The sequence below is a fragment of the Nocardioides sp. Kera G14 genome (genome assembly GCF_020715565.1).
GTDB lineage: Bacteria > Actinomycetota > Actinomycetes > Propionibacteriales > Nocardioidaceae > Nocardioides.
Genome location: NZ_CP085839.1, coordinates 2,007,269 through 2,033,095, shown reverse-complemented (window position 1 = coordinate 2,033,095; position 25,827 = coordinate 2,007,269). Strand labels below are relative to the sequence as shown.

At 69.6% G+C, this 25,827-nt stretch carries 28 protein-coding genes; 20 read left to right on the top strand and 8 right to left on the bottom strand.

Going from position 1 to position 25,827, the window contains the following annotated elements:
• The first annotated feature begins 169 nt into the window (after positions 1-169).
• Complete coding sequence (locus tag LH076_RS10045) at positions 170-1,105, top strand: DUF3068 domain-containing protein (protein ID WP_227780554.1); 936 nt, start codon at positions 170-172, stop codon at positions 1,103-1,105.
• 20 nt (positions 1,106-1,125) lie between these two features.
• On the opposite strand, the gene LH076_RS10040 is transcribed toward LH076_RS10045, so the two are convergent.
• Together LH076_RS10040 and LH076_RS10035 are read right to left on the bottom strand one after the other, a co-directional pair.
• The gene (locus LH076_RS10040; RefSeq protein WP_227780552.1) at positions 1,126-1,941 is read right to left on the bottom strand and encodes a class I SAM-dependent methyltransferase; all 816 of its coding nucleotides are present in this window, start codon (positions 1,939-1,941) and stop codon (positions 1,126-1,128) included.
• A gap of 16 nt (positions 1,942-1,957) precedes the next feature.
• Complete coding sequence (locus LH076_RS10035; RefSeq protein ID WP_227780551.1) at positions 1,958-4,582, bottom strand: Ig-like domain-containing protein; 2,625 nt, start codon at positions 4,580-4,582, stop codon at positions 1,958-1,960.
• A gap of 235 nt (positions 4,583-4,817) precedes the next feature.
• Here LH076_RS10035 and rpsA point away from each other — a divergent pair, with 235 nt between their 5' ends.
• Positions 4,818-6,272, top strand: a complete 1,455-nt coding sequence (gene rpsA, locus LH076_RS10030; RefSeq protein ID WP_227780550.1) for a 30S ribosomal protein S1 — start codon at positions 4,818-4,820, stop codon at positions 6,270-6,272.
• A 59-nt stretch (positions 6,273-6,331) separates the two neighbouring features.
• Here rpsA and LH076_RS16940 read toward each other — a convergent pair whose 3' ends face one another.
• The gene (locus LH076_RS16940) at positions 6,332-6,460 is read right to left on the bottom strand and encodes a hypothetical protein (protein WP_265333812.1); all 129 of its coding nucleotides are present in this window, start codon (positions 6,458-6,460) and stop codon (positions 6,332-6,334) included.
• An 86-nt stretch (positions 6,461-6,546) separates the two neighbouring features.
• On the opposite strand from LH076_RS16940, the gene LH076_RS10025 reads away from it, so the two are divergent.
• The gene (locus LH076_RS10025) at positions 6,547-7,509 is read left to right on the top strand and encodes a helix-turn-helix domain-containing protein (RefSeq protein WP_227780549.1); all 963 of its coding nucleotides are present in this window, start codon (positions 6,547-6,549) and stop codon (positions 7,507-7,509) included.
• On the opposite strand, the gene LH076_RS10020 is transcribed toward LH076_RS10025, so the two are convergent.
• Positions 7,487-9,376: an ABC transporter ATP-binding protein gene (locus LH076_RS10020; RefSeq protein WP_227780548.1), complete on the bottom strand. Its 1,890-nt coding sequence runs from the start codon at positions 9,374-9,376 to the stop codon at positions 7,487-7,489. The genes LH076_RS10025 and LH076_RS10020 overlap by 23 nt on opposite strands.
• 84 nt (positions 9,377-9,460) lie before the next feature.
• Here LH076_RS10020 and LH076_RS10015 point away from each other — a divergent pair, with 84 nt between their 5' ends.
• Together LH076_RS10015 and coaE are read left to right on the top strand one after the other, a co-directional pair.
• Positions 9,461-9,913, top strand: coding sequence for a MarR family winged helix-turn-helix transcriptional regulator (locus tag LH076_RS10015; protein WP_227780547.1), 453 nt, complete (start codon positions 9,461-9,463; stop codon positions 9,911-9,913).
• Between the two features lie 131 nt (positions 9,914-10,044).
• Positions 10,045-10,632 carry a dephospho-CoA kinase gene (gene coaE, locus LH076_RS10010; RefSeq protein ID WP_227780546.1) on the top strand — a complete coding sequence of 196 codons (588 nt, stop codon included), beginning with the start codon at positions 10,045-10,047 and terminating at the stop codon, positions 10,630-10,632.
• 5 nt (positions 10,633-10,637) lie between these two features.
• On the opposite strand, the gene LH076_RS10005 is transcribed toward coaE, so the two are convergent.
• Together LH076_RS10005 and LH076_RS10000 are read right to left on the bottom strand one after the other, a co-directional pair.
• Positions 10,638-11,576 (bottom strand): RNA polymerase sigma factor RpoD/SigA, encoded by a 939-nt coding sequence (locus LH076_RS10005; protein ID WP_227780545.1) that lies wholly within the window; start codon positions 11,574-11,576, stop codon positions 10,638-10,640.
• A 146-nt stretch (positions 11,577-11,722) separates the two neighbouring features.
• Positions 11,723-13,852 carry a S9 family peptidase gene (locus tag LH076_RS10000; RefSeq protein WP_227780544.1) on the bottom strand — a complete coding sequence of 710 codons (2,130 nt, stop codon included), beginning with the start codon at positions 13,850-13,852 and terminating at the stop codon, positions 11,723-11,725.
• Between the two features lie 23 nt (positions 13,853-13,875).
• On the opposite strand from LH076_RS10000, the gene LH076_RS09995 reads away from it, so the two are divergent.
• The 3 genes from LH076_RS09995 to LH076_RS09985 are packed head-to-tail and all read left to right on the top strand — an operon-like array spanning position 13,876 to position 16,056.
• The gene (locus LH076_RS09995; protein WP_227780543.1) at positions 13,876-14,568 is read left to right on the top strand and encodes a 5-oxoprolinase subunit PxpA; all 693 of its coding nucleotides are present in this window, start codon (positions 13,876-13,878) and stop codon (positions 14,566-14,568) included.
• Positions 14,547-15,167 (top strand): 5-oxoprolinase subunit B family protein, encoded by a 621-nt coding sequence (locus LH076_RS09990; protein ID WP_227780542.1) that lies wholly within the window; start codon positions 14,547-14,549, stop codon positions 15,165-15,167. The genes LH076_RS09995 and LH076_RS09990 overlap by 22 nt, the downstream gene beginning before the upstream one ends.
• A complete protein-coding gene (locus LH076_RS09985; RefSeq protein ID WP_227780541.1) occupies positions 15,160-16,056 on the top strand; it encodes a biotin-dependent carboxyltransferase family protein in 897 nt (298 codons plus the stop codon). Before LH076_RS09990 ends, LH076_RS09985 begins: the two co-directional genes overlap by 8 nt.
• On the opposite strand, the gene LH076_RS09980 is transcribed toward LH076_RS09985, so the two are convergent.
• The gene (locus LH076_RS09980; protein ID WP_227780540.1) at positions 16,004-17,365 is read right to left on the bottom strand and encodes a DNA polymerase IV; all 1,362 of its coding nucleotides are present in this window, start codon (positions 17,363-17,365) and stop codon (positions 16,004-16,006) included. The two genes, LH076_RS09985 and LH076_RS09980, sit on opposite strands and share 53 nt — an antisense overlap.
• 154 nt (positions 17,366-17,519) lie before the next feature.
• On the opposite strand from LH076_RS09980, the gene LH076_RS09975 reads away from it, so the two are divergent.
• A complete protein-coding gene (locus LH076_RS09975; protein ID WP_227780539.1) occupies positions 17,520-18,458 on the top strand; it encodes a DUF4192 domain-containing protein in 939 nt (312 codons plus the stop codon).
• Between the two features lie 36 nt (positions 18,459-18,494).
• Here LH076_RS09975 and LH076_RS09970 read toward each other — a convergent pair whose 3' ends face one another.
• Entirely contained in the window at positions 18,495-18,926 is a 432-nt protein-coding gene (locus LH076_RS09970) for a hypothetical protein (protein WP_227780538.1), read from the bottom strand.
• An 84-nt stretch (positions 18,927-19,010) separates the two neighbouring features.
• Between LH076_RS09970 and LH076_RS09965 the strand changes: the two genes are divergently transcribed.
• The 11 genes from LH076_RS09965 to LH076_RS09915 all read left to right on the top strand — a co-directional run bounded on the left by LH076_RS09965 (position 19,011) and on the right by LH076_RS09915 (position 25,813).
• Positions 19,011-19,583 carry an HhH-GPD-type base excision DNA repair protein gene (locus LH076_RS09965; RefSeq protein ID WP_227780537.1) on the top strand — a complete coding sequence of 191 codons (573 nt, stop codon included), beginning with the start codon at positions 19,011-19,013 and terminating at the stop codon, positions 19,581-19,583.
• A gap of 271 nt (positions 19,584-19,854) precedes the next feature.
• Positions 19,855-21,165 carry an RNA polymerase sigma factor gene (locus LH076_RS09960; protein ID WP_415753339.1) on the top strand — a complete coding sequence of 437 codons (1,311 nt, stop codon included), beginning with the start codon at positions 19,855-19,857 and terminating at the stop codon, positions 21,163-21,165.
• A gap of 115 nt (positions 21,166-21,280) precedes the next feature.
• A complete protein-coding gene (locus tag LH076_RS09955) occupies positions 21,281-22,228 on the top strand; it encodes a tyrosine-type recombinase/integrase (RefSeq protein WP_227780535.1) in 948 nt (315 codons plus the stop codon).
• Entirely contained in the window at positions 22,225-22,698 is a 474-nt protein-coding gene (locus LH076_RS09950; RefSeq protein WP_227780534.1) for a hypothetical protein, read from the top strand. The genes LH076_RS09955 and LH076_RS09950 overlap by 4 nt, the downstream gene beginning before the upstream one ends.
• Before the next feature lie 329 nt (positions 22,699-23,027).
• Positions 23,028-23,378: a hypothetical protein gene (locus LH076_RS09945; RefSeq protein ID WP_227780533.1), complete on the top strand. Its 351-nt coding sequence runs from the start codon at positions 23,028-23,030 to the stop codon at positions 23,376-23,378.
• Positions 23,375-23,605 carry a DUF6011 domain-containing protein gene (locus LH076_RS17015; protein WP_227780532.1) on the top strand — a complete coding sequence of 77 codons (231 nt, stop codon included), beginning with the start codon at positions 23,375-23,377 and terminating at the stop codon, positions 23,603-23,605. The genes LH076_RS09945 and LH076_RS17015 overlap by 4 nt, the downstream gene beginning before the upstream one ends.
• Positions 23,602-23,889, top strand: coding sequence for a hypothetical protein (locus LH076_RS09935; protein ID WP_227780531.1), 288 nt, complete (start codon positions 23,602-23,604; stop codon positions 23,887-23,889). The genes LH076_RS17015 and LH076_RS09935 overlap by 4 nt, the downstream gene beginning before the upstream one ends.
• Entirely contained in the window at positions 23,886-24,131 is a 246-nt protein-coding gene (locus LH076_RS09930) for a hypothetical protein (RefSeq protein ID WP_227780530.1), read from the top strand. Before LH076_RS09935 ends, LH076_RS09930 begins: the two co-directional genes overlap by 4 nt.
• The gene (locus LH076_RS09925) at positions 24,128-24,652 is read left to right on the top strand and encodes a hypothetical protein (RefSeq protein ID WP_227780529.1); all 525 of its coding nucleotides are present in this window, start codon (positions 24,128-24,130) and stop codon (positions 24,650-24,652) included. The genes LH076_RS09930 and LH076_RS09925 overlap by 4 nt, the downstream gene beginning before the upstream one ends.
• A gap of 166 nt (positions 24,653-24,818) precedes the next feature.
• Positions 24,819-25,046, top strand: a complete 228-nt coding sequence (locus tag LH076_RS09920) for a hypothetical protein (protein ID WP_227780528.1) — start codon at positions 24,819-24,821, stop codon at positions 25,044-25,046.
• A gap of 14 nt (positions 25,047-25,060) precedes the next feature.
• Positions 25,061-25,813 (top strand): hypothetical protein, encoded by a 753-nt coding sequence (locus tag LH076_RS09915; RefSeq protein ID WP_227780527.1) that lies wholly within the window; start codon positions 25,061-25,063, stop codon positions 25,811-25,813.
• The last annotated feature ends 14 nt before the right edge of the window (positions 25,814-25,827 follow it).

The window sequence follows — 25,827 nt, the reverse complement described above, 5'->3', positions numbered from 1 at the left end:
ACGGACTCGCGAGGGCCGAGCGACAGGCGATGGGACGAACGAGGCACGCACGGAACTATGGCACGGTGCATCAGCGCGCCGGGAAATGCCAATGTGACGCGATGCACAGTGCGCCCCGGGCCGACTGCTAGGGTTCCCACGATTTCTCAAGACCTTGGGAGGGGTCCTCGTGCGTTCTGTTTTCGGCCGCGTCGCTTTGCTTCTCGGTGCCTTCGCCCTGGCGGCATCCGCCATCGCCTTCGTGTGGGGGCACGACGCTGCGCACCGCATCCCGCTCGACGTCGACTCCGTCACCCAGCTGACGGGCACGGCCTCGGGAGCGCTGGCGAAGTCCGACACCCCGGTCCCGGTGGTCTACACCAACCACACGCTGGCCGACTCCCACGCATCCACCGGCGACGTCTTCGCCGCTCAGCAGGTCAGCTGCATGGCGACGTCCGCCGAGCCCTGCATCGACGACAACGGCGACTTCGTCCTCGACGCGAGTGACCCCTCGATCGTCACGATCGGCACCAACAAGTTCGCTCTCGACCGCCGTACGTCGATGCCGGTCGAGGACCAGGCGAAGTACGTCAAGGACTCCGCAGAGGTGGCTCCTTACGACGGCGTCGTCATCAAGTTCCCCTTCGACACGGAGAAGAAGGACTACCCCTACTGGGACGGCACGCTCGGCAAGGCCGTCACCGCCACCTACGAGGGCACCAAGAAGATCGACGGCCTGGAGACCTACGAGTTCCACGTCGTCGTTCCCAAGACCGACGCTGAGATCGCCGAGGGAACGCAGGGCACCTACCAGGCCGAGCAGACCATCTGGGTCGACCCGACCACCGGCTCGTTCATCGATCAGACCGGCTCGCAGACGGTCGCGCTGCCTGACGGCACGCTCCTCCTCGACGCCGACGTCCGCTACACGGCGGAGACCGTGAAGAAGAACGTCGACACGGCCAAGAGCAACACCTCCTCGCTGCGGCTCGTCGACGTGGTCGCCCGGTTCGGCGGCCTCGTGCTCGGCGTCATCCTGATCGCCCTGGGCGTCTTCCTGCTCCGGAGGCGGGCGACGCCGGAGCCGGCCCCGAAGCCGGCCGCCCGCATGTCGAAGGTGTGATCTGACGCCGTCCCGGCCCGTCAGGTCAGGTCGGCACCGAAGATCGCAGTGCCCGGGGTGATCTCGCCCCGGGCGCGGCTCCATCCGCCCCAGATCCGCTCGTGGCCCGCGGGCCACTCCGGCTCCACGAGGTCGGTGATCCGGAAGCCCGCCCCGGCCAGCAGGGAGACCCAGTCGCCCAGGGTGCGGTGGTGCTCGACGTACGACGGCTTGCCGGTCTCCACGTCGACCTCGACGTACGGCGTGCGGTCCCAGTAGGGCTGACTCGCGACGAGTCCGTCGGGACCGGGGTCGTCGGGGAACATCCAGCGGGTCGGATGCGTGATCGAGAACGCGAACCGCCCGCCCGGCCGCAGCACCCGCACCACCTCATCGATGGTCGTGCCGATCTCCGCGACGAACTGCAGCGCGCCGAAGGAGCAGAAGACGACGTCGAACGCGCCGTCGGCGAAGGGGAGTGCCGTCGCCGTCGCGCGTACCGAGGGCACCGCCACTCCCGTCGCCTCGTCGAGACGACGGGAATGCTGCAACTGGCGGTGGGAGAGGTCCAGGCCGTACGCCGTCGCCCCGACCGACCGCGCCCAGCGGGCGCACTGGCCGGCGCCCGATCCGAGCTCCAGGACCTGCTTGCCGTCGAGGTCACCGAGGATGTTCAGCTCGGCCTCGGTGACGCCCTCCGGGCCCCAGACGAAGCCGATGTCCCCGAGGAAGGGCCCGTGCGTCGCTTGGTACTCGTCGGCGTACTTGTCCCAGTCCGGTCCGTTCGCCCGTCGTGACTCGGCCTCCGTGATGGACCTGCGCTCGGCGTAGACGATCGGGCCCTGCGACTCACTCACCCGTCAAGGCTAGGCCCTACCTCTGGGACTTCTTGAGCTTCTTGTAGCCCGGAGGGAGCTTGCCCTTCTTCAGCGGGCTCCAGCCGCGCTTCACCTCCCAGCCGTCGGCCTTGCCGCCGTGGTCGGTGTCCCAGTCGAGCGGGTTGGACCGGTAGCGGGCGATCTCCTGGCTGTCGGTGAGTCCGTCGTGGTCGGAGTCGGCGCGCAGCGGGTTGGTCGGGAGGTGCCGGCCGTAGAGCTTGAACCTCTTGGTGTTCTTCGTCCCCCTGGCCTCGGCACCGTCGCCGATGCCGTCGTGGTCGGTGTCCGCGAGGCGCGGGTTGGTCCTGACCACCCAGACGACGGCCTTCGGCTTCGCCTTCAGCTTGCCCTTGAGGCGGAGCTTGGACCGGATCCGGATGCCCTTGACCTCCTGGCCGTCGGTGAGCCCGTCACCGTCGGTGTCGGCCTTGACGGGGTTGGTCTTGTAGACCTTGACCTCCTGGCCGTCGGTCAGGCCGTCGCCGTCGGTGTCGGCCTTCTTCGGGTTCGTCCCGAGCGCCGCCTCCTGGGGGTCGGTGAGACCGTCGCCGTCGGTGTCGGTCGGCGGGATCGAGGAGATGGTCGCGGTGGCGGGTGACGACATCAGGCTGGTGTTGCCGGCGGCGTCGGTGGCCGTGGCGGTGACCGTGTGATCACCGACGCTGAGTGGCGTGGTCGGCGTGAACGCCCACACCCCGTTGCTGCCCGACGTCGTGGTGCCGACCTTGGTGCCGTCGATGTAGACGCCGACCGTCGCACCGGGCTCGGCGGTGCCGTAGATCGTCGGTGTGGTGTCGGTGCCGGCGGGGATCGGCGCGATGAGTGGTGCTCCGGGCGCGACGACGTCAGGGGTGCCCGTGCCCTGCAGGGTCACCGTGTAGGTCACCGTCGAGCTCATCGGGCTGACGTTGCCGGCGGCGTCGGTCGACTGTGCCGTGATGGGGTGCAGGCCCAGACCCAGGGCTCCCGAGTCGGGAACCTGATAGCTCCATGTCCCCTGGGGCGTGGCCGTGACCGTGCCGACCTTGGCACCGTCGACGTACACGTCGACCGTCGAGTTCTTCTCGGCCGTGCCGGCGATCACCGGCGTGGTGTCGCTGCTCGGCGCCATCGGACCGACGACCGGGGCAGACGGGGCGACGGTGTCGACGGTGTAGTGCACCGTGACCGGGCTGCTCGAGGCACCTGAGGCGTTCTTGTCGGTGGCGACAAGCGTGTGCGGCCCCTCTGCCAGCGTCCCGGTCGTGTAGGTCCAGTGACCGGTGCCGTCGACGTTCACGGGCACGGCGGTGCCACCGTCGATGGCGAGGTAGACGGTCGAGCCGATCGGGGCGGTGCCGACGACGTCGGGGGTCGCATCCTTGGAGAGGGTCCCGTCGGTCGGCGCCGTGACGACCGGGGGAGCCGGAACCGTCGTGGACGACCCCTCGGCGCCATCCGCGATCCCGTCACCGTCGGTGTCGGGGTTGTAGGGGTCCGTGCCGGTCCCCTGCTCCTGGTCGGTGGTGAGGCCGTCGCCGTCGGGGTCGGTGGTGCACTGGATGCCGCCGTCGGGGACGGTGACGCTCGCGCTGAACGGCACGACGTCGGTGTCGAGCACGGTGAGACCACCGGCGACGCCGGAGAGCAGCGAGACCTTCACGTGCAGCAGGGACGCCTTCGCCGAGGCGCCGGTACGACTGGTCACCTCGTCGGTCTTCTGGCCGAGGGAGAGCTGGACGTCGAGCAGCGGCGAGAGTCCGGGAAGGCCGGTGATGTTGAGCGGGGAGCCGTCGGCGGGGATCGTGAGGTCCTGGGTGCCCACCTTGACCGACAGGAGCGGCGAGGTCCAGGCGACCGCGCCGGTGCTGCCGGCCAGGCCCGTGGCCGATGCCGTCAGCGACGGGTTCCGGTTGACCTCGACCTTGATCGCTCCGCCGAGGAGCTCGACGGCGGCGACGTTGCTGGTCGAGGTGGCCGTGAGGATGCGGTCGTCCGCAGCGGTGGCCGTGTTGGCGGTCTGGGTGATGGTCTCCTCGACCGACGCCGTGCCGGGCAGCGTCACCAGGGCGGGGAGGGTGAGGCCGGCGACGTCGCCACCCACGACCGTCAGGTCCGCTGTCGACGCCATGGAGGTCGTCGGCACCAGGGAGGTCGGGGCGCAGGAGGCGGCGCTGTTCCAACGCGCCTGGGCGGAGGTGTTCACCAGGCCGACGCTCGCGAGCGGGGAAAGCTGGGCGATGGTGGCCCCGGAGCCGGTCGTCGCGGTGGTGTTGTCCGGCGGAGCGCCCTGGAGCGAGTAGAGCGGGTCACCGCCCTGCTCGGCGACCTTCAGGGACAGTGCGCCGCCGAAGGCCTTCGCGAGCACCGGCTGGCCGCCTGCGCTGAGGCCGCCGTCACTGTCGACCTGGCCCTGTGCCTCGCCCACGACGACACCGGCGAGGCTGCCGAGTGCCGGAACTCCCACGGCGTTGAGGCTGAGGATGTCGGCCGTCGCGTTCGCGGCGTACGCCGGGGTCGCGGGCGGGGTGGGGGTCGGGGTGATCGTGGTGGCGGCGTCGGCGATGCTGGGCATCGCGACGGAGTAGAGGCTGAGGGTGCTGAGGCCCACGGCTGCTGCGATGGAGGGGCGGATGCGCATACTGGCTCCTGGCGGGATCGGTCCGTGTCAGGAGGGCCGAGCAGTCGGGTGGACCGCCGGTGGATGCCTCCCGGTGCCTCTAGAACGATCCAGAGCCCGAGGGGGTTACGTCGCGGGGTTCTGGGTATGGGGTCGCCAGTTGGACTCGTGCGTCGGCGCCGACGTACTCTGGACCGTCCAGATCTCGGCAGCTTGCCGGGGCACTCACTCGAACAAACAAGGTTCCTACTACTCCATGACGACTCTCTCTGCTCTTCCGGACTACGACGCGCCGCAGGTTGCGGTCAACGACATCGGCTCCGAAGAGGCCTTCCTCGCGGCGATCGACGCCACGATCAAGTACTTCAACGACGGCGACCTGGTCTCCGGCACCATCGTCAAGGTCGACCGCGACGAGGTCCTCCTCGACATCGGCTACAAGACCGAGGGCGTCATCCCCTCCCGTGAGCTCTCCATCAAGCACGACGTCGACCCCAACGAGGTCGTTTCCGTGGGCGATGAGGTCGAGGCGCTCGTCCTCCAGAAGGAGGACAAGGAGGGTCGCCTGATCCTGTCCAAGAAGCGCGCTCAGTACGAGCGCGCCTGGGGCACGATCGAGAAGGTCAAGGAGGAGGACGGCGTCGTCGAGGGCACCGTCATCGAGGTCGTCAAGGGCGGTCTCATCATCGACATCGGCCTCCGCGGCTTCCTGCCCGCCTCGCTCGTCGAGATGCGTCGCGTCCGCGACCTGCAGCCCTACGTCGGCCAGACGCTCGAGGCGAAGATCATCGAGCTCGACAAGAACCGCAACAACGTGGTCCTCTCGCGTCGCGCCTGGCTCGAGCAGACCCAGTCCGAGGTTCGCCACGGCTTCCTGACCCAGCTCCAGAAGGGTCAGATCCGCAAGGGTGTCGTCTCCTCGATCGTCAACTTCGGTGCGTTCGTGGACCTCGGCGGCGTCGACGGTCTCGTCCACGTGTCCGAGCTCTCCTGGAAGCACATCGACCACCCGTCCGAGGTCGTCACCGTCGGCGACGAGGTCACCGTCGAGGTCCTCGACGTCGACATGGACCGCGAGCGTGTCTCCCTGTCGCTGAAGGCGACGCAGGAGGACCCGTGGCAGCACTTCGCCCGGACCCACCAGATCGGCCAGATCGTCCCGGGTAAGGTCACCAAGCTCGTCCCGTTCGGTGCGTTCGTCCGCGTCGAGGAGGGCATCGAGGGCCTCGTCCACATCTCCGAGCTCGCCGAGCGTCACGTGGAGATCCCGGAGCAGGTCGTCCAGGTCAACGACGACGCGATGGTCAAGATCATCGACATCGACCTCGAGCGTCGCCGGATCTCCCTCTCGCTCAAGCAGGCCAACGAGACCAGCGCCGCTGCGGACGTCGAGGAGTTCGACCCGACGCTCTACGGCATGCCGGCGACGTACGACGAGCAGGGCAACTACATCTACCCCGAGGGCTTCGACCCGGAGACGGGCGAGTGGCTCGAGGGCTTCGAGGCCCAGAAGGCCGCCTGGGAGGAGCAGTACGCCCAGGCCCACGCCCGCTGGGAGGCTCACGTCAAGCAGCAGGCCGAGGCCAAGGCCGCCGAGGCCGAGGCTGGCGAGGCCACCTCGTACAGCTCCGAGGGTGCTGAGGAGACCGGCGGCTCGCTGGCCTCCGACGAGGCGCTCCAGGCGCTGCGTGAGAAGCTCACCGGCAACTGATCCACGAGCAGCAACGCACAACAGCCCCGGCTCCGGCCGGGGCTGTTGTGCGTTCGGGATCAGAAGTTGCCGTTGCGGAAGAGGCCCCACTCGTAGCTGTCGGGGCGATGCTGGACGGGTCGCGGCCGGGGGCGCGGCTTGTTCACGTGGTGGATCAGGCGGTCGAAGAGGTGCTTGTCAGGCGTCATGGCAGAAAGTCTCGCTTCGATGACATTCGGCCACCATTGGCAGAGATGCCGTTGTGCAGCGAATTCCTGCCATCTAGGGTGGGTGGGTGCTCACCAACGTTGCCACCGTCATCTGGGACGGCCTCAGCCCCTTCGAGTTCGGCGTCGCCTGCGAGGCGTTCGCGCTCGATCGCAGCAACGACGGCATCCCGGTTCCGGAGTTCGCGGTCTGCGCGCCGACGGTCGGCCCGGTGCGCACCTCGGTGGGGTTCCCGATCGAGGTCGCCCACGACCTGGGTCGCCTGGCCGAGGCCGACCTCGTCGTGGTCCCGGCGATGGGTCACACCGATCGGGACACGCTGCCCGCCGGCGTGGCCGAGGCGCTGTGGGCCGCCCACGACCGCGGTGCGCGCCTGCTGACCTTCTGCTCGGGGGCCTTCGCCCTCGGTGCGACGGGCCTGCTGGACGGCCGGGAGTGCACCACCCACTGGATGTACACCGACAAGCTGCAGCGCCTGTACCCCGAGGCGAAGGTGGTCCCCGAGGTCCTCTACGTGGACGCCGGCCAGATCGTCACCAGCGCCGGCACGGCCGCCGGGCTGGACGCGAGTCTGCACATCTGGCGTCAGGAGTACGGAGCGGCCGTGGCGGCCCAGATCGCGCGTCGGATGGTGGTGCCGCCGCAGCGCGACGGCGGCCAGGCGCAGTTCATCACCCGAGCGGTCGTGGAGCCGGACAGTGAGTCCTTCGGGCCGTTGCTCGAGTGGATCGTCGACCACCTCGACGAGGAGCTCGACGTGGCCGGGCTGGCGGCGCGGTCGATGATGTCGGCGCGGACCTTCGCGCGGCGCTTCCGCGCCGAGACCGGCGCGACGCCCCATGCCTGGATCACCGCGCAACGGGTCCTGCGGGCCGAGCAGCTGCTTGAGCAGACCGACCGTCCGGTCGAGTGGGTGGCTTCGGAGGCGGGGTTCGGCAACGCCGCGACGCTGCGCCACCACTTCACGCGTGTGCGTGGACTGAGCCCGCAGGCCTACCGCCGTCGCTTCAGCTGTACGACGGCGTCGTGATGCTCCGCTCGAGGCCGCCACGCACGAGCTGCGCGTAGGGTCCGCCGGCCAGCAGCAGTTCCTCGTGCGTTCCGGTCTCGACGACGCGGCCGTGGTCGAGCACGGCGATCCGGTCGGCGTTCCGCACGGTCGAGAGCCGGTGGGCGATCGTGATGGTCGTCCGGCCGCGGGCGAGCTCGTCCAGGGCGGCCTGCACCTCACGCTCGGTGGTGTTGTCGAGCGCGCTGGTGGCCTCATCGAGGACGAGGACCTGCGGGTCGCGCAGGAGGGTGCGAGCGATGGCCAGACGCTGCTGCTCGCCACCGGAGAAGCGGTGGCCCCGGGAGCCGACCATCGTGTCGTAGCCCTCGGGCAGCGACTCGATGAGGCTGTGGATCTGGGCGGCCCTCGCGGCGGCCTCGATCTCGGCGTCGGTCGCGTCCGGACGGGCGTGCCGGAGGTTCTCGCGAACGCTGGCGTGGAGCAGGTAGGTCTCCTGGGTGACGACACCGACGACTGTTGCGAGGTCCGTGAGGCGGAGGTCGCGCAGGTCGACGCCGTCGAGCGTCAGCCGCCCGGAGTCGGGGTCGTGGAGGCGGGCGACCATGCCGGCGAGCGTGGTCTTGCCCGAGCCGGTCGCGCCGACCAGGGCGAGGGACGTGCCGGCCGGGACGTCGAGCGTGATGTCGTGCAGGACGGGCTTGGCGGCGTCGTACCCGAAGGTGACGTGGTCGAAGCGGATCTCTCCGCGCGCCTGGCCCAGCTCGACGGGAGTGACGGGGTCGTCGATCTCGACGGGGAGGTCGAGGAACTCGAAGATGCGGCTGAAGAGGGCGAGTGACGAGGTGACGTCGACACCGACGTTGAGCAGCCCCATGAGCGGGCGGAAGAGCGAGCCCTGCAGGGAGACGAAGGCGACCAGGGTGCCGATGGTGACGCCGTCACGGGTGATGGGCAGCCCGGCGGCGAGGTAGAGGACGGCGGGCACGGCGGCGAAGATCACCTGCATGGTCGCCATCCGCCAGCGGCCGGCGAGCTGGCTGCGGATCTCGAGGTCGACGAGCTCGTGCGAGGTCTCCTCGAAGCGGTTGCTGAGGATCGGGGCGGCGCCGAGGGTCTTGGCCAGCAGGATGCCGCTGACCGAGAGGCCCTCCTCGACCTGGACGTGCAGATCGGCGAACTTCCGCTGCCGCTCGTTGGTGATCTTGTAGCGGGTGCGCGCCACCTGGCGGGTCGTGATGACCGCCGGCGGCAGGACGACGAGGGAGATGAGGGCGAGGCGCCAGTCGAGGGCGAGCATGGCGACGACGGTGCCGATGACGACGGTGACGTTGGCGGCGACGGCGGTGGCCGTGGAGGTGACGACGGACTGCATCGAGCCGATGTCATTGACGATCCGGGACTGCACCTCGCCGCCGCGGGTGCGGGTGAAGAAGTCGACGCTCTGCCGCTGAAGGTGCGCGAAGAGGTCGCTGCGGAGGCGGTGCATGACCTGCTGGCCGATGCGGGTCGAGATGAGGGTCTGGAGTACGCCGAGCCCGGCGGAGGCGACCGCGACGGCGACCATGCCGATCACGGACCAGACCAGCAGGCTGACGTCCTGCTGGGGGAGGGCGACGTCGATGACGTGCTTGACCAGGAACGGCTGGGCGAGGCTGATGACGGAGCTGGCGGTGATCAGTGCGATCACGGTGACGAGGGCCGCGCGGTGAGCGCGGAAGAGCCGGCCGATCCGGCGCAGCTGGACCGGGTGCTCCTCGAGCTGGGCCTGGTCGAGCTTGCGATTGCTCGGGTCCCGGCCGTCGCGGCCGCCATGTCCGCCCTGACCGGCGGGGGCCGAGCGGGGCGGAGTGGTACGCGGGTGTCCGTTGGCGTGGAAGTCGCTCATGGGCCTCACCGTCCCTTCTGTGACGAGCCGTTACTGAGGTTGGCTCACTATGAGGCTAACACGGGATCGGATAGGATCATTCCCATGTCAGGCCACGCTCATGCGCAGGAGTCTGCAGGCGACCTGCTCATGCTCGCAGCACGCGCGCTGCGGCGGGGCGCGTCCGCGGCTCTTGAGGAGTACGACGTCACCCCGGCCCAAGCGCGTGCGCTGCGCACGATCGCCCACGCCGCGCACGACGAGGACGGCGGCCTCCGTCTCTCAGCGCTCGCGGACCGACTCCACGTGGTGCCCCGGTCCGTCACCGAGGTCGTCGATGCCCTCGAGACGCGGGGTCTCGTCCAGCGGGAGTCGGACCCGACCGACAGGCGGGCCACGATCGTCGCGCTGACCGATGAGGGCCGGCGGATCCACGACGACATCGCGCGGGCACGGACCCGGGAGTTCGACCGGTTGGTCGGTCGCCTCCCTGCCCGTGACAGGGCGGACCTCGCCCGGATCCTCGGCAGCCTGGTCGAGCTCGCGGACAGCGACTGACCTGACGTCACCCGTCTGCAAACGGTCACCGTGACCGTTCGCGGTGTCGGTGACCGTTCGAAAGGTCACCGACGCCGCAAAGGGTCACGGTGACGCTTTGGTGACGACCCCCGAGCGATAGCGTGCGGCGCATGCGTGTAGGACTCACCGGCGGGATCGCCTCGGGCAAGTCGACCGTCTCGGCGATGCTCGCCGAACTGGGCGCGGTGATCATCGACTCCGACCTGATCGCGCGCGAGGTCGTGGCGCCGGGCAGCCCGGGGCTCGCTGCGATCGCGGACGCCTTCGGCCCCCGCGTCATCGCCGCGGACGGCTCGCTGGACCGCCCGGCCCTCGGCGCGATCGTCTTCGCCGATCCGGTGCAGCGCCAGGTCCTCGAGGGGATCACCTGGCCGCTCATCGGCGCTCGAGCGCAGGAGCTCGTGGACACCGCCGCCCCCGATGCCCTGGTGGTGCACGACATCCCGCTGCTCGTGGAGACCGGCCAGCAGTCGACCTTCGACGCGGTCATCGTCGTGGACGTCCCTCGCGAGACCCAGGTCGAGCGGATGATCCGCGACCGCAGCATGAGCCGCGACGACGCCGAGGCCCGCATCGCGGCCCAACTGGCCCGCGAGGAGCGACTTGCGGCGGCGACGTACGTCATCGAGAACACCGGAAATGTCGAAGACCTCCGCGAACGTGTCACGGAGGTCTTCGAGCAGCTCAGGGAGCGCTGAGCAGATCAGGCGGCGATCTCGGGATCGCCCAGGCGGCGCAGCTTCTGCAGGGCCTCGCGCTCGAGCTGGCGCACGCGCTCGGCGCTGATGCCGTGCTTCTGCCCGATGTCGGCGAGCTTGTGCTGGCGTCCGTCGGTGAGTCCGTAGCGCGAGCGGATGATGTCGGCGGCACGCTCGTCGAGCTGGCCGACGAGCTCGTTGAGCAGCTCCTTCGACTCGCCGTCGAGCATCTCGAGGTCGGGACCGGGAGCAGACTCCAGGGCCATCAGGTCGCCGAGCGAGGTGTCACCGTCGTCGTCCACAGGGGCGTCGAGGCTGATGTGCTCGCGACCCCAGCTCATCAGGTCGAGGACGCGGTCGACGTCCAGGCCGAGCTCGTCGGCGATCTCCTGCGGCTCCGGGTCGCGGCCGAGCTTGCGCTCGAGCGCACGGCGCGCGCCGCCGATCTGGTTGAGCTCCTCGACCACGTGGACGGGGAGACGCACGACCCGGGCCTGTTGCGCGATGCCGCGGGTGATCGCCTGGCGCACCCACCAGGTCGCGTACGTCGAGAACTTGTAGCCCTTGGTGTAGTCGAACTTCTCGACCGCCCGGATGAGGCCGGTGTTGCCCTCCTGGATCAGGTCGAGCATCGGCATCTGCGCGCGGCCGTACTTGCGCGCGATCGACACCACGAGCCGGAGGTTGGCGTTGATGAACTGGCGTGTCGCCCGCTCACCCTCCTCGACCAGCCACTCGAGCTCAGCGCGCGTGGCCCGGCCGGGCGCCTTGCCTCCGACCTTGCCGGCGTCGAGGAGGCTCTTCGCCATCAGCCCCGCCTCGATGGCCTTGGACAGCTCGACCTCCTTGGCGGCGTCGAGAAGATCGGTACGCGAGATCTCATCCAGGTAGAGGCCGACGCTGTCGCGGCCCTCGATCTCGCGGGTGGCGGTACGGGTTGCCATAAGACCCTCCTTCGCTGCAGGTTTTCGCCTGCGTGGACTCAACACGCCTAGTAACCGGTGGATTCCCGTTCTATGCGTGTCACTCGAAGGGTTAGACGCGCGGAATGCCGATGAGGTTTCCCGGACCCGCGAATCTCAGAGAACTCTCAGGCCAAGCCGAGGCGGTCGAGGATCCACGCGAGCGAGAAGGCCCGGTCGTGCCAGCCCTTGTAGCGCCCCGACACACCGCCGTGCCCGGCCGCCATCTCGGTCCGCAGGAGTACGTCGGCGCCGGCGACGGCACGCAGCCGCGCGACCCACTTCGCGGGCTCGACGTAGAGGACCCGGGTGTCGTTGAGCGAGGTCTCGGCGAGGATCGGGGGATAGGTCCTCGCGGTGACGTTGTCGTAGGGGGCGTAGGAGGCGATGTACTCGTAGGTCGCGGCGTCGGCCTCGGGGTTGCCCCACTCGTCGTACTCGATCACGGTGAGGGGGAGGGTCGCGTCGAGCATCGTGGTGAGGTTGTCGACGAACGGCACGCTCGCCACGATCCCGCCGACGAGTCCCTCCGGAGCGAGGTTGGCAACCGCGCCCATCAGGAGTCCGCCGGCGCTGCCGCCCTCGGCGACGATGCGGCCTGCCTCCGTCCAGCCGGTGTCGACCAGGTGCTGGGCGACGGCGATGAAGTCGGTGAAGGTGTTGCGCTTGCGGAGCAGCTTGCCGTCGTCGTACCAACGACGGCCGAGCTCGCCGCCGCCACGGATGTGCGCGATCGCGAAGGCGGCACCGCGGTCCAGGACCGAGAGCCGCGCGATCGAGAAGGCCGGGTCGAGGGAGTGCTCATAGGAGCCGTAGGCGTAGAGGTGGACGGGCACGGGGGCGCCCTGGCTGCGGGCGTCCTTCCGAACCACGATCGAGATCGGCACCCGCTCACCGTCCGGGGCGGTGGCCCAGAGGCGGTGCTCCTCGTAGTCATTCGCGTCGTAGGCAGTGCCGTTCAAAGGGAGTACGGGCTGCTGCTTGCGCAGGGTGAGGGTGCGTGAGGCCACGTCGTAGTCGTAGACCGAGCTCGGCGTGCGCATCGTCGTGTAACCGAGGCGCACCGTCGGCTGGCGGAAGTCCGGGTTGCCGCCGGCGCCGATCGTATAGAGCTCGTCGTCGAACTTCACGAGGTAGTCGTCGATGACGCCCGTCGGGCCGAGGTCGAGGATGCGCAGCTGGGTCAGGCCGCCGCTGCGCTGGTGGACCACGAGATGCGTCGCGAACGCATCCACCCCCTCGAGGCGTACGTCGGCGTCGTACGCGATCAACGGACGCCACTCCTCCTTCGGGGTGGGCGCGATGGGAGCCACACCGATCTCGAAGTCCGGGCCGGTGGCGTTGTGGTGCACGAGGAAGACGTCCTCGCCGGCCAGGACCGCGTGCTCGAGGCTGTACTCGACCCCCTCCTCGCGCGGTGCGAAGACCTGCCAGCCGCTCTCGGGATCGTCGAGGTCCAGGAAGCGGACCTCCGTCGTGATCTTGGCGCCCGACTCGATCATCAGGAAGCGGTCGGTGCGCGTGCGGCCGAGGCCGGTCCAGAAGCGCTCGTCGGGCTCATGGAAGACCAGCTCGTCGTCTGACTGCTCGGTGCCCAGGCGGTGGCGCCAGATCTTGTCCGGGCGCCACGACTCGTCGACGGTGGAGTAGAAGAACGACTCACCGTCACGGTCCCACGTGGCACCGCCGAGGGCGCCGGTGATGACGTCGGGCAGCTCCTCACCGGAGGCGAGGTCCTTGACCCGGATCGTGTAGCGCTCGTCACCGACGACGTCGACGGCCCAGGCCAGCAGGCCGGTCGAGGGGGAGACGGCCGAGCCGCCGAGGCTGAAGAAGTCGTGGCCGTCGGCGAGCTGGTCGAGGTCGAGCAGGACCTCCTCGCCGGGCAGGGCTGGCTGGTCCGCAGCGACGGTGGTGTCGGGCGTCGGCGGCGTCCAGTCGTCCGGGTCGCTGACCGGGACGCGGCAGGAGGCGCCGTACTCCCTTCCCTCGAAGCTGCGGCCGTAGTACCAGTAGCCGCGTCGTCGCGTGGGGAGGGAGAGGTCGGTCTCGAGCGTGCGGGACCTGATCTCGTCGAAGAGTGCCTGGCGCAGGGCGGCGAGGTGGGCCGTGCGCTCGTCGGTGAAGGCGTTGTTCTGCTCAAGGTAGGAGATGACCTCCGGGTTCTCCTTGTCGCGCAGCCACTCGTAGTCGTCGATGCGGATGTGGCCGTGGTGGATCTTCGACTCGGGACGGGCGGGCACGACGGGGGGCTGCATGCCGGTGACCCTATCTTTGGGTCGTGAGCGCCGAGCCGGGACTGGTGGACCTCAACGCCGACCTCGGCGAGGAGGTCACCGACGACGCCGCACTGCTCTCCCTCGTCACGTCGGCCAATGTCGCCTGTGGTGGGCATGCGGGGTCCCTGGCGATCATGCGCGAGGTCTGTGCTGTCGCTTCCGAGCGCGGGGTCTCCGTGGGTGCGCAGGTCTCCTATGTCGACCGCGCCAACTTCGGGCGGGTCGAGCTGGACGTGGCGCCCTCGGTGTTGGAGGAGCAGGTCGCCGAGCAGGTCGGGCTGCTCTCCGCCTGCGCTGCTGAGGCTGGGACGACCGTGCGCTACGTCAAGCCGCACGGCGCGCTCTATCACCGGACGCGCCGTGATCCTGCTCAGGCGGCTGCGGTGCTCGCAGGCTCCGGCGCGCTGCCGGTGCTGGGCATGCCGGGGGCGCTCCTTTCGCAGGCTGCTACTGCCGGGAGGCAGGTGCTGCTCGAGGGCTTCCCCGACCGGGCGTACGACGGCGACCAGCTTCGACCCCGTGACCGACCCGGGGCGCTGGTGACCGAGGAGGCGTCGATCGTCGCCAGCGCCCTGTCCCTTGCTGCCGGTGTGCGGTCGCTCTGCCTCCACGGGGACTCGCCCGGCGCCGTCGCCCACGCCCGTGCCGTGCGCGCGGCTCTCGAGGGTGCCGGGTGGGAGCTGGTCGGGCTGTGAAGGCCTCGGTCGTCGGGCTGCGAGCCGTGCGGGTCGAAGTCGGGTCACCGGCTGAGGCGTTGGACCTCGCCGCGGTGATCCGCCGGTCCGCGCTCGAGGTCGACGAGGTCGTGCCGGGGGCTCGCACGGTGCTGCTGGACGGCGTCGAGGATCCGGCGGCGCTGATCGGGATGCTTCCGCGACTGGTGACCTCTCTGCTTTCTGAAGCGGCGGCCGGTCGCATGGTCGAGCTGCCGACGACGTACGACGGCGAGGACCTGACCCGGGTCGCCGACCTGTGGCGGTGCTCGGTCGAGGAGGTCGTCGCGCGGCACACGGCGCTGACCTTCACGTCAGCGTTCTGCGGCTTCGCGCCGGGTTTCGCCTATCTGACCGGCCTGCCGCCGGAGCTCCAGGTGCCGCGCCTGACCGAGCCGAGGGTGCGGGTGCCCGCGGGATCCGTCGCGATGGCGGGGGAGTGGTGCGGGGTCTACCCCGTCGCCTCGCCCGGTGGCTGGCTGCTGCTCGGCCACACCGACGCGACGCTGTGGGATCCGGACTCCGAGACACCCGCCGTGCTTGCGCCGGGCACGCGGGTGAGGTTCAGCGTCCATGGGTGAGCTCGAGATCCTCGACGCGGGGGCCCTGACCCTCGTGCAGGACCGCGGTCGGGTCGGGTTCGCTCACCTGGGCGTCCCCCGTGCCGGGGCACTCGACGCGCCAGCCGCCGCACTGGCCAACCGGCTGGTCGGAAACGACCCGGACGCGGCGATCCTCGAGATCACGATGGGCGGGTTGGCGGCCCTCAACGCCGGACCGGCTCGGTGGGCGGCGCTGACCGGCGCCCAGACCGACGAGACCGCCCTGTCGCGGACCGTCGGAGGGCCGTCTCGTCCGGCTCGCGCTCACCGAGCTGCCGTGGCGCACGCGGCGGCGTTCTGGTGGCCGCAGGGCACGGTGCTCTCGGTGGGGCGGCCGGTCGTCGGCGTACGGACGTATCTGGCGATCTCAGGTGGGATTCACGTGGCGCCCGTGCTGGGATCCCGTTCGACCGACACGCTGGCCTGGGTCGGGCCGGCACGCGTTCAGGCCGGTGCCCGCCTGCCGCTGGGGGAGTGGCAGGGCCTGCAGCCGAATCCGCTCGACACGCCGCCGGCCCGGCGTGTCGAGCGGATTCGGCTCATGAACGGACCGCAGGCCGCGTGGTTCGCCGAGTCGCCGGCCGACAGGACCTGGACGGTCCGCGCCGCATCCGATCGGGTGGGAATGCGTCTCGACGGGCCGCCGCTGGCGAGGCTCCGGGAGGGTGAGCTGCCGAGCGAGGGCATGGTGCTCGGGGCGGTCCAGGTGCCGCCGGACGGTCGGCCGATCGTCTTCCTCGCCGACCACCCGCCCACGGGTGGCTATCCGGTCATCGGAGTCGTCCACCCCGACGACCTGTGGCAGTGCGCGCAGCTCAGGCCGGGGGAGCAGGTTCGGTTTCGCGACGTGGCCACTCGTAACGGCTGAGGTGCGGGTCGTCGATCGCATAGGAGCGCACCGGCCCCGGCGCCGTCCCGGCGGTCTCGAAGCGCACGGTCACCACGCCCCGACCCGAGCCCCACACCCAGCCGCGCCCCCTCTCGGCATGCACCACGTCCATGCCGGGCCAGAAGCCCTCCCGCCGCCGCAGGGGTACGTCGACCACCGGCTCCTCCGCGACCGGCTCGTCGTCCGTGCCCGGCTCGGACGACTCCCCGAAGAGGTCCTCCTGGATCCAGTCCGCCAGGCCGCTCACGCCCACTCCGAGGAGCCGCACGCCGCCAGAGGTCTGGCCCGACTCCATCAGCTCGGTGAGCAGTGTGCGGGCGAGACGACCGATCGTGGCGGCCGCGTCCGTCGGAGCGGGGAGGGTCGCGGAGCGGTTGATCGTGGTGAAGTCGTGGAGCCGCACCTTGAGCGTGACCGTGCGGCCGGAGAGGCCGTGCTTGCGTAGCCGCTCACCCACCTCGCGGGACTGCCGCAGCACGAGGCTCTCCATCAGCGTGCGGTCGGTGAGGTCACTGTCGTAGGTCGCCTCGACGCTGACCGACTTGGCCTCCCGCTCCGCGACGACCGGGCGATCGTCCTCGGCGCGCGCGAGGTGGAAGAGCCCGCTGCCGTGCGCCTTGCCGAGGATGCGGACGAGCTCCTCCTGGCCGACGCTCTCCAGCTCGGCGACCGTGTGGATGCCGGCCCTCCGGAGCCGCTCGGCGCTCTGGGGCCCGACTCCGGGGATGACCCGCACGTCCATCGGGCGCAGCAGGTCCAGTTCGGTGCCCGGCGAGATGACGACCAGCCCGTCGGGCTTGTCGAGGTCGCTGGCCACCTTGGCGATGAACTTGCTCGTCCCGATCCCCACGCTGGCGGTGAGCCCCTCGGTCACCTCGGTCACGCGTGCCCGCAGGTCGGCGGCGAACGCCGTGACGCCGTCCACCGACAGGTCGAGGGGCGACGTCGCGGCCGCGAGGTCCACGAACGCCTCGTCCAGTGACAACGGCTCCACCAAGGGGCTGATCGAGCGCAGCAGCCCCATCACGTGGTCACTCGCCTCGCGGTACGCCTCGAAACGCGGGCTCAGGAAGGCGGCATGAGGACACCGCGATCGGGCCTCGCGGGTCGACATGGCCGACCGCACGCCGTACCGCCGCGCCTCGTAGCTCGCCGTCGCCACCACACCGCGTCCGCCCGTCCCGCCGACCACGACGGGCTTGCCGCGCAGGGAGGGCTTGTCCCGCTGCTCGACGGAGGCATAGAACGCGTCGAGATCGAGGTGGAGGACGGAGGCGTGCGGGCGCACAGCGAGAACCTAACCGCTCGACGCCTCACTCCCGTCATCACTCCTGACACAGACCGGCCCGGCGCTCCTCCCGCCCGAGTCCTCCGGCAGCGCCCCTCCACAGCCCGTACGCCGACGGCCCGGTCCTGCGGGCGCCGACGCGGAGGGTCCTCGCATGACCAGCATGACCGCCAAGAGCCCCGAGGACGTCCTCGCGGCCATTCCTGTCATTCTCGGCTTCCATCCCGAGAACTCCATCGCGATGCTCACCTTCGGAGGATCGCGGAGCTTCCACGCGCGGATCGACCTGCCCGGGGCCGATGAGCCCGAGGAGGTGACCTCCATGATCGTCCAGCGGCTGCTGCAGCCGGTGGTCGCACAGCGCGCCACGTCGGTCCTCTTCGCCTTCTACGGCGACGAGGTGGAGGTGATCGAGACCGTCTTCGCCGAGCTTCTCTCCGCCTGCAGGCGTGCTGGCGTCGGTGTCATCGACGCGCTCCGGGTCACCGGCGGGCGATGGTTCCACGTCGGACGGCCCGGTTCGACGGAGTCCGCAGGCACGCCCTTCGACGTCGGGGACCACCCCTTCGCCGCGCAGGCCGTGATGGACGGCATGGTGACGGCCGGCTCGCGCGGTGAGCTCGCCGATCGCCTCGCCCACGACGAGCGCGCGAGCGAGGCGGTGGCCGGCCTGATCCGTCGAGCCCGCCGACTCCGCCCGGCGTCTCTGCGGGCGCTGGTGCAGCACCACGCGATGACCGGCACGCGACTCTCCGACGAGGACGCGGCGGCGGTGATGAAGGCCGTCAGCAGCGACCCGCTCGCCCGCAACATGACCTGGTGGCGGGTGCCACGACCGGAGTCCGAGCAGCACATGTGGCTGTGGGTCGATGTGGTGCGACGGGCGCCGGCGGCCCAGCTCGCGGACGCGGCCGGCGTCCTGGCGATGCTCGCGTGGCTGGCGGGTCACGGCTCGATCGCATGGTGCGCGATCGACCGGGGTCACGAGGTGGCCGACTCCCATGTGCTCCTCGACCTCGTCGCCGAGCTCCTGGAGACCGGCACTCCACCCATCGAGGACTGGGACGCCTACGAGGTGCCTGACGCCGGATGACGCGCGGGATGACGGCGCGGAATGAAGCGCGCGGCGTCAGGCTCGGGAGCGGTCGCGCAGTCGGGCCCAGCGCCGCCCGACCCCGCTGCGCGGGTCGTGCCAGCCGTGCCGATTGACGGTGACGAAGACGAGCGGTCGGCCGAGTTCGGTGAAGGCCTGCCAGGTCGCTGCGAGCCACTCCTGGTCCAGGTCCTCCACCGGGTCGAGCTCGCCCGGCCGGGTCAGCCAGACCATCGGGACCTGCACGCCTGCCAGCCGGCTGACCATCGCGGCGACGATGTCGGTGCGCAGGGCGTGGTCCGTCCCTGTCGGCCGCACCGCCTGCACCACGCTCATGCCGCCCGGGATGCCCACGTGCAGACGGGCCGGAAAGACGGGACGGCTCTCCGTGACTGCCAGGTCATAGACGGCACGGCGCAGCGCCTTCTGCAGGAACGACCCCGTCGTGTCGCCGAGTCCGGGCGGCATGGGCAGCAGCCTGCCGCAGTTCGCCCCACGGAGACGCCGGCTCTCCACAGGCGGCGCGACCGTCGGTGCGGGATGATGGACGCCATGCCGTCGAGCCCGACCTTCCAGATCGCCCAGGAGCCCGTTGCTGACAAGGTGCTCTCCGAGGACCCGTTCGCACTGCTGGTCGGGATGATGCTCGATCAGCAGTACCCGATGGAGCACGCCTTCCGAGGACCGGCGAAGGTGCTGGAGCGGTTCGGCACGCTCGAGCCCGCGAAGATCGCGGCGGCCGATCCCGAGACGTTCTCCGAGCTGTGCCGTACGCCGCCGGCCATCCACCGTTACGGCGGCTCGATGGCGACCCGACTCCAGGAGCTGGCCCGAGCGGTGGAGACGACGTACGACGGCGACGTCACCCGACTGTGGACCGAGGCCACCAGCGGAGCCGACCTGGTCAAGCGTGTCCAGGCGCTGCCGGGGTTCGGCGCGCAGAAGGCGAAGATCTTCGCGGCGCTGCTGGCCAAGCAGCTGGGCGTGCGACCCGAGGGCTGGGAGACGGCCGTCGGGGACTATGCGTTGGAGGGCCACCGGTCCGTCGCCGACGTCACCGGACCGGAGTCGCTGCAGAAGGTGCGCGAGTTCAAAAAGGCGCAGAAGGCGGCGGCGAAAGCCTGAGGGCGACGCCGATGGTCAGGAGTCCCTTGGGGCCGTGGCATGATTGTCCGAGCGGCTCTTGACGTCACCGGCCTTTGCCGCGCCCGGAATCATGTTTTCACGAGAGGTGTTCGTGTCCTCGAACCCGCGCAAGCTCCCTGCTGAGGTGCTCTCCCACCCGGCCGTCGTGTCGCTCATCGACCAGGGTCGTCCCACCGGTCGCGTCACGCCCGAGGAGGTGCGTCAGGCCTCGGAGGCTGCAGCCGTCGAGCCGCGCCACCTGAAGGCCCTGATGGGCCACCTCAGCGAGCATGGCATCTCCGTCGACCTGAACGCTGTGAGCACGCGTGCCGCTGCCGCGGCGCCCGCGAAGAAGGCCGTCAAGGCGCCGGTCAACAAGCCTGCTGCGAAGAAGGCCGAGCCGGCGAAGAAGGCGGCCGACGCGCCGACCGGCGACGAGATCGTGCTCGATGACGTCAGTGCGGGCGACGACCTGGTCGAGATCGAGATCACCGAGCCGGAGCCCAAGATCGGCCCTGACGGTAAGAAGGTCCTGCCGGACCTCCCCGACGAGCAGTTCGAGAAGGACGTCGCCGCCGACCCGACGATCGTCGAGGACGAGAAGCAGGCGTCCTTCGTCGTCTCGGCCTCCGACGACACCGACGAGCCCGAGCAGCAGGTCATGGTCGCCGGTGCGACCGCCGACCCCGTCAAGGACTACCTCAAGCAGATCGGCAAGGTCGCGCTGCTCAACGCCGAGCTCGAGGTCGAGCTCGCGACCCGCATCGAGGCCGGCCTCTTCGCCGAGGAGAAGCTCGCCAAGGGCGGCAAGATGTCGGCGAAGATCGAGGAGGAGCTCGAGTGGATCGCGGAGGACGGACGCCGCGCCAAGAACCACCTCCTCGAGGCCAACCTGCGACTCGTCGTCTCCCTCGCGAAGCGCTACACCGGTCGCGGCATGCTCTTCCTGGACCTCATCCAGGAGGGCAACCTCGGCCTGATCCGCGCGGTCGAGAAGTTCGACTACACCAAGGGCTACAAGTTCTCGACGTACGCGACGTGGTGGATCCGTCAGGCCATCACCCGCGCGATGGCCGACCAGGCCCGCACCATCCGTATCCCGGTGCACATGGTCGAGGTCATCAACAAGCTTGCGCGCGTCCAGCGCCAGATGCTCCAGGACCTCGGGCGCGAGCCCACCCCGGAGGAGCTGGCCAAGGAGCTCGACATGACCCCGGAGAAGGTCGTCGAGGTCCAGAAGTACGGCCGCGAGCCGATCTCGTTGCACACGCCCCTCGGTGAGGACGGCGACAGTGAGTTCGGTGACCTGATCGAGGACTCCGAGGCGATCGTCCCGGCGGACGCCGTCTCCTTCACCCTCCTGCAGGAGCAGCTCCACGCCGTCCTCGACACGCTCTCCGAGCGTGAGGCGGGCGTCGTGAGCATGCGCTTCGGCCTCACCGACGGCCAGCCCAAGACCCTCGACGAGATCGGCAAGGTCTACGGCGTGACGCGCGAGCGCATCCGTCAGATCGAGTCGAAGACGATGAGCAAGCTCCGTCACCCGAGCCGCTCGCAGGTCCTGCGCGACTACCTCGACTGAGGGATTCACGGTCCAGAGGGTTCCTCCGCAGGTCAGAGGCACATTCGGACCGAATCCGAGCGACACGCTACCCCCTACAGCGCTTCTAGGCCAGATATTCGACTAGCCTGAGAGCGTGTCGAAGAGACCCGGTAGCGCCGCAGACGCTGGACTGAGCGTGGCCGACGCCCGCGTCCTAGCCGAGTCCTGGGCGCTGAGCCTGCGTGCGGAGCGGAAGTCGCCGCAGACCCTGAAGACCTACGGCGACGGCGTCCGGTTCTACCTCGACTGGTGCGAGACCACCGACCACGCGCCGCTGGTCCGGGTCAGCCTGACGACGTGGACCGCCCACCTGCTCGACACGGGCGCCGCGGCTTCCACGGCCACCAGTCGCCAGCTCGCCGTGCGGCGCTTCGCCTCGTGGCTCACCGACGAGGGCGAGATCGACGCAGACCCGTTCATCGGTCTCAAGTCGCCCAAGATCGACCAGAAGGTGATCGAGCCGCTGACCGCCGACCAGCTCCGCGCGATCGTCCGGGCCTGTCAGGTCGCCAAGGGCACCGACCCCAAGGAGATCTTCCGCCGCAGACGTGACGAGGCGATCCTCCGCTTCATGATCGAGACCGGCACCCGCGCCGGGGAGGTCGTCGCGATCACGCTCGAGGACGTCAACCTCCCGGGCGGCGAAGTCATCGTGCGCCGAGGCAAGGGCGGTAAGGGGCGCCGGGTGCCGTTCGGTCCGGAGGCTGCGCTGGCGCTCGATCGGTACATCCGCCTCCGCCGCACCCATCGACTCGCCGAATCCCCGATGTTGTGGCTCGGGGACCGCGGCAAGGGCTTCACCTACGACGCCCTTCACAAGACCCTCGGACTGCGCGCCGCCGCAGCCGGGATCGAGGGCTTCCACCCGCACCGCCTGCGCCACACCGCCGCGCACCGCTGGCTCGCCGCAGGAGGCTCGGAGGGTGGCCTCATGGCCGTCGCCGGGTGGACCCGGCCCGACATGCTCCAGCGCTACACGAAGGCCCGCGCCGAGGACCGCGCCGCCGAAGAGGCCAAGGCGCTCAACCTGGGGGAGCTGTGAGCGAGCAGGCTGAGATGGCTGAGGTGCCGATGTTCGAGCGCATGGGGCTCTGGTTGAGCCAGAATCCGCACGACGTCCTCGCCGCCGTCCGATGCCAGAAGGGCGACGGTCGCATCTTGGCCAAGGTGTGCGAGGTCGAGGGAATGCGGTGGGTCTGGTTCGCAGCGTCTCGGCCGACCGCCGAGGCGCTCATCTCCGACGAGATCGAAGAGTTGCGGGATCTTCCGACGGCAGATGGTTCCACGCATCCTGAGGAAATCGACGCCATTATCTCGGAGCTTCGAGCGGGACCGAGCCGATTGCCGATGTCGCCCCGGGCGTATCCGGAGACTGATCCGAAGAGCGGACGGTACGAGGGCTGGGCGGAGATCGTGAACTGTGCTGGCTGCCGCACCCGCTACGAGGCTCGTTACCTGGGTTCGCACACTTTCAGCGTGTTGGAGGCGCCCTACATCTGCCGGCGCAGGTAGCGTTATGCCTGCACAGCGCTCGGCGGTTCTTCGCCGAAGTAGTCAGTCCGAGATGAGCGAACGGACAGGTTCCCGTAAAGGGGTCTGTCGTTGTCCTCCCCACTCACTGACTCAGAGCTCTCGCTGCTCGGACGCCTCGGAGCGCATGTCTCCTGGGCCAACACCGTTAACAGGTCGTCGCGTACCGCGCCCGCTCGTGCCGCGCTTGAGCAGAGGTTCCTCGACGAGGCCGGCGGCGACCCAGTCCGAGCCGCGCACCTGAAGAAGGCTCACTTCACCCGCCTCGCACTCAAGTCGGCACAGGCCCGCGCCGCGCGGCGGGGTGCGGCGTGACTTCGCCGCCGGTGTTCACCGGCCACCACGCGGTCCCGTCCGCCAGCACCAATGAAGCCCAGGCAGCCCGCGCGATCTACCGCCTCCGCGCTCTGGGTGCGTCCGAGGAGGCCGCCGAGCTGGTCCTGAGCACTTGGGCCGAGACCGGAGTGCGCAACCTCGACGCCTACGCCCGTGCGGCCCCTGACGGCTCGCTCCTCGTGGAGATCCGGCAGGCCGAGGAGGCGCTGTTCGAGGCCGCTTTGGATGAGAAGTACGGCCACCTGTCGACGACGCAACTGCAGAAGATGGGCGACCTGACTGCGCGTGACCTCGACGAGCTCAACGCCCCGCGGGGTGATGCATGAGGACCGCCACTAATGACGAACGCCGCCCCGCAGGCAACGGAACGGCGCTCCATGTCAACGATCACCACGACGACATCTCCAGTATCTCACTGACCGCCGACACATCCGAGGACCTCACCTGCCGTTGTGTCCGGTGTCGGCGGCCGCTGCGAGCTGAGACCTCGATCCGGCTCGGTCTGGGCCGCGTCTGCTGGCTGGCCGTCTTCGGCGAGAGGGCTACGGCATGAGCGGCCTTCAGCAGTACGCCGAGCTGATCGTGCGCCGTGCGATCCAGGACGCCGCCATCAGCGCCAACCATGAGTGCCTGATCCGACGTGCCGAAGAGTGGGAGGCCTACGCCCCCGGCCGTCGTCGCCTCCCTGACGGGATGGGCGGATGGCACGAAGTCGACCCGGCTGAGATCGCCGACGCGTACCGGCACAAGGCCGCCAACGTCGACCACCCGACCTACCGGGCCGCTCTGGCTGCGCTACTTGCCGAGGTCGTCAAGGCCGAGGAGGTGGCCGCGTGAAGGGCCAGGTGCTGCGGGTCCACTTCGAGGGCCGTGCGTTCGCCTTGGTCTCCGGATACGGCTCGCGCGAGATGTTGACCGAGCTTCGCGGCCGAGCGCCGATGTGGTCGACGATCAGGAAGGCATGGACGACGACGCCCAAGACGGCGCGGGATCTCATCGCTATGGCTGAGGCTCGGGGCCGGCGCGTGGTGATCAGTGATGCCGACCAGCTCGAACTGCTGGGCGGTGATGCGACATGAGCGGGTTCCCTGCGCGGCCGTTCGATGGCGATGACTTCGGATTCTTCAACCGGGCGGCCTTCAAGGACTGGTCGACGAAGGACACCTTTCCCCGATGGCTCCGGGTGACCTTCTCCGCCTATGCCACCCATCAGGCCAACGGGCACGCCACCTACGGGCAGGGCGAGCTCGCAGCGGTCCTGGGGGATGAGGTTGACGGGGTATGGCTCCCTGCCGCCCGCCAGCGTGTCCGCGAGGCGATCGACCTCGCGATCGGCAAGGGCACGTTGATGCCCGACTCCAAGGCGCTGTGCCTGATCGTCCCGCCCGCCGCGGTGGCCTACCGGATGGGCAATCCGCATGCCCCATGCCGGCGTCACGCCGCGCGAAAGGAACGACAGAACCGTGTCGTCCGGGGTCAAAAGGAACGGTTTGACCCTGTCGTTTCACCCACAAAGGAACGGTCAGACCGTGTCGTTTCACGCTCAGGCCCTTCTCTTCTTCTCCTCACTCAACCCACCGAGGAACAGGAGGTCTCCTGATGAGCGCGACCAACCACAGGTGTCCCACCTGCGGAACGCAGACCTACTACATCGACGGCCGGACCCGCGTCCCTCACCTGTCCTGGTGTCGCTGGTCACCACGACCGAAGCCCGAAGTGGTCGTGCTGATGAGCGGCTCACCTGACCCGAACGACAAGGAGACCTAATGACCGACCTGCCTGAGTGCGTCTGCCCGACGCCCGAGAACGCACTGCGAGCCGCGATGGAGGGCAAAGCCGTTCCCCGCTGCCAGATGCACGGGACCTTCGGCTACGAGCCACCAGAACCCACGCCTGCGGACTCGATGGCCCTGAACAGCGACGCCCTCGAGTCCGCACTGCTCAACCGAATCGGTGGCACCGCTGCCACCTCCGACGACTTCACCAATCTCTGACAAGGAGCACCACGATGATCCCCGCAACGACCACCTTCGCCCCGACCGTCTCCAGCCTCGCTGCTCTCGGAATCAAGCCCAGCAAGACCGTGCAGCACTGGCTCGACCTGGTCGCCAAGCTCCGCGACATCGCCGAGCAGGACCGCCAGACGCCCGCCACGATTGAAGACGAGATCGACAGCGTGAGCGTTGAGAGTGCTGATGAGGCGATCGCAGCCCGAGTGCGGCGCGACATGGAGCGCCAGAACCGGATCAACATCGCTGGACAGATGGTCGAGGCCGCCTGCTCCCGAGGGATGGCAGAGGTTCGCGCAGAGGGTGACGACATCGTCGGCCGCCTTCGCCCGACCTTCGACAAGGCCGCCGACATCGTCCGCACCAACGCCGAGGCTTTCGATCCCGACGAGGACCCCGCCGCCGTGCTCTCCCGTGGTGCACAGGCCGCTGCAGCGTGGACTGCGATCCGGGACGCCTCCGACACCCTCAACGCCATCTGTCGGGCGCTGGCGCCGCTCTACGGCCTGCAGCCCGACGCCGACGCCGTGGTCTCCAACTACGACGGCGACCACTGGAAGCGGGTCGACGCACAGGCCGCGTTCGACTGGCCCAACAACGACTGGCACGCGCTGGTCCGGTTCGGCCTCACGCTCCGACTGAACACCCCCCTCGAGCGCCTGCAACTGATCGCAGCGACGCCCGAGAAGACGACGCGGCACGAGACGGTCATGCACGCCGGGTTCCGCGCTATCGCGACGGTGCGCGGATGAGCGCGGCAGGAGTC

Coding starts and splice junctions, on each gene's coding strand:
- LH076_RS10035 (WP_227780551.1), bottom strand. CDS start 4,582: ATGCGCATCCGCCCCTCCATCGCAGCAGCCGTGGGCCTCAGCACCCTC.
- rpsA (WP_227780550.1), top strand. CDS start 4,818: ATGACGACTCTCTCTGCTCTTCCGGACTACGACGCGCCGCAGGTTGCG.
- LH076_RS16940 (WP_265333812.1), bottom strand. CDS start 6,460: ATGACGCCTGACAAGCACCTCTTCGACCGCCTGATCCACCACGTGAAC.
- LH076_RS10020 (WP_227780548.1), bottom strand. CDS start 9,376: ATGAGCGACTTCCACGCCAACGGACACCCGCGTACCACTCCGCCCCGC.
- LH076_RS10015 (WP_227780547.1), top strand. CDS start 9,461: ATGTCAGGCCACGCTCATGCGCAGGAGTCTGCAGGCGACCTGCTCATG.
- coaE (WP_227780546.1), top strand. CDS start 10,045: ATGCGTGTAGGACTCACCGGCGGGATCGCCTCGGGCAAGTCGACCGTC.
- LH076_RS10005 (WP_227780545.1), bottom strand. CDS start 11,576: ATGGCAACCCGTACCGCCACCCGCGAGATCGAGGGCCGCGACAGCGTC.
- LH076_RS10000 (WP_227780544.1), bottom strand. CDS start 13,852: ATGCAGCCCCCCGTCGTGCCCGCCCGTCCCGAGTCGAAGATCCACCAC.
- LH076_RS09985 (WP_227780541.1), top strand. CDS start 15,160: ATGGGTGAGCTCGAGATCCTCGACGCGGGGGCCCTGACCCTCGTGCAG.
- LH076_RS09975 (WP_227780539.1), top strand. CDS start 17,520: ATGACCAGCATGACCGCCAAGAGCCCCGAGGACGTCCTCGCGGCCATT.
- LH076_RS09970 (WP_227780538.1), bottom strand. CDS start 18,926: ATGCCGCCCGGACTCGGCGACACGACGGGGTCGTTCCTGCAGAAGGCG.
- LH076_RS09965 (WP_227780537.1), top strand. CDS start 19,011: ATGCCGTCGAGCCCGACCTTCCAGATCGCCCAGGAGCCCGTTGCTGAC.
- LH076_RS09960 (WP_415753339.1), top strand. CDS start 19,855: ATGGGCCACCTCAGCGAGCATGGCATCTCCGTCGACCTGAACGCTGTG.
- LH076_RS17015 (WP_227780532.1), top strand. CDS start 23,375: ATGAGGACCGCCACTAATGACGAACGCCGCCCCGCAGGCAACGGAACG.
- LH076_RS09935 (WP_227780531.1), top strand. CDS start 23,602: ATGAGCGGCCTTCAGCAGTACGCCGAGCTGATCGTGCGCCGTGCGATC.
- LH076_RS09925 (WP_227780529.1), top strand. CDS start 24,128: ATGAGCGGGTTCCCTGCGCGGCCGTTCGATGGCGATGACTTCGGATTC.
- LH076_RS09920 (WP_227780528.1), top strand. CDS start 24,819: ATGACCGACCTGCCTGAGTGCGTCTGCCCGACGCCCGAGAACGCACTG.
- LH076_RS09915 (WP_227780527.1), top strand. CDS start 25,061: ATGATCCCCGCAACGACCACCTTCGCCCCGACCGTCTCCAGCCTCGCT.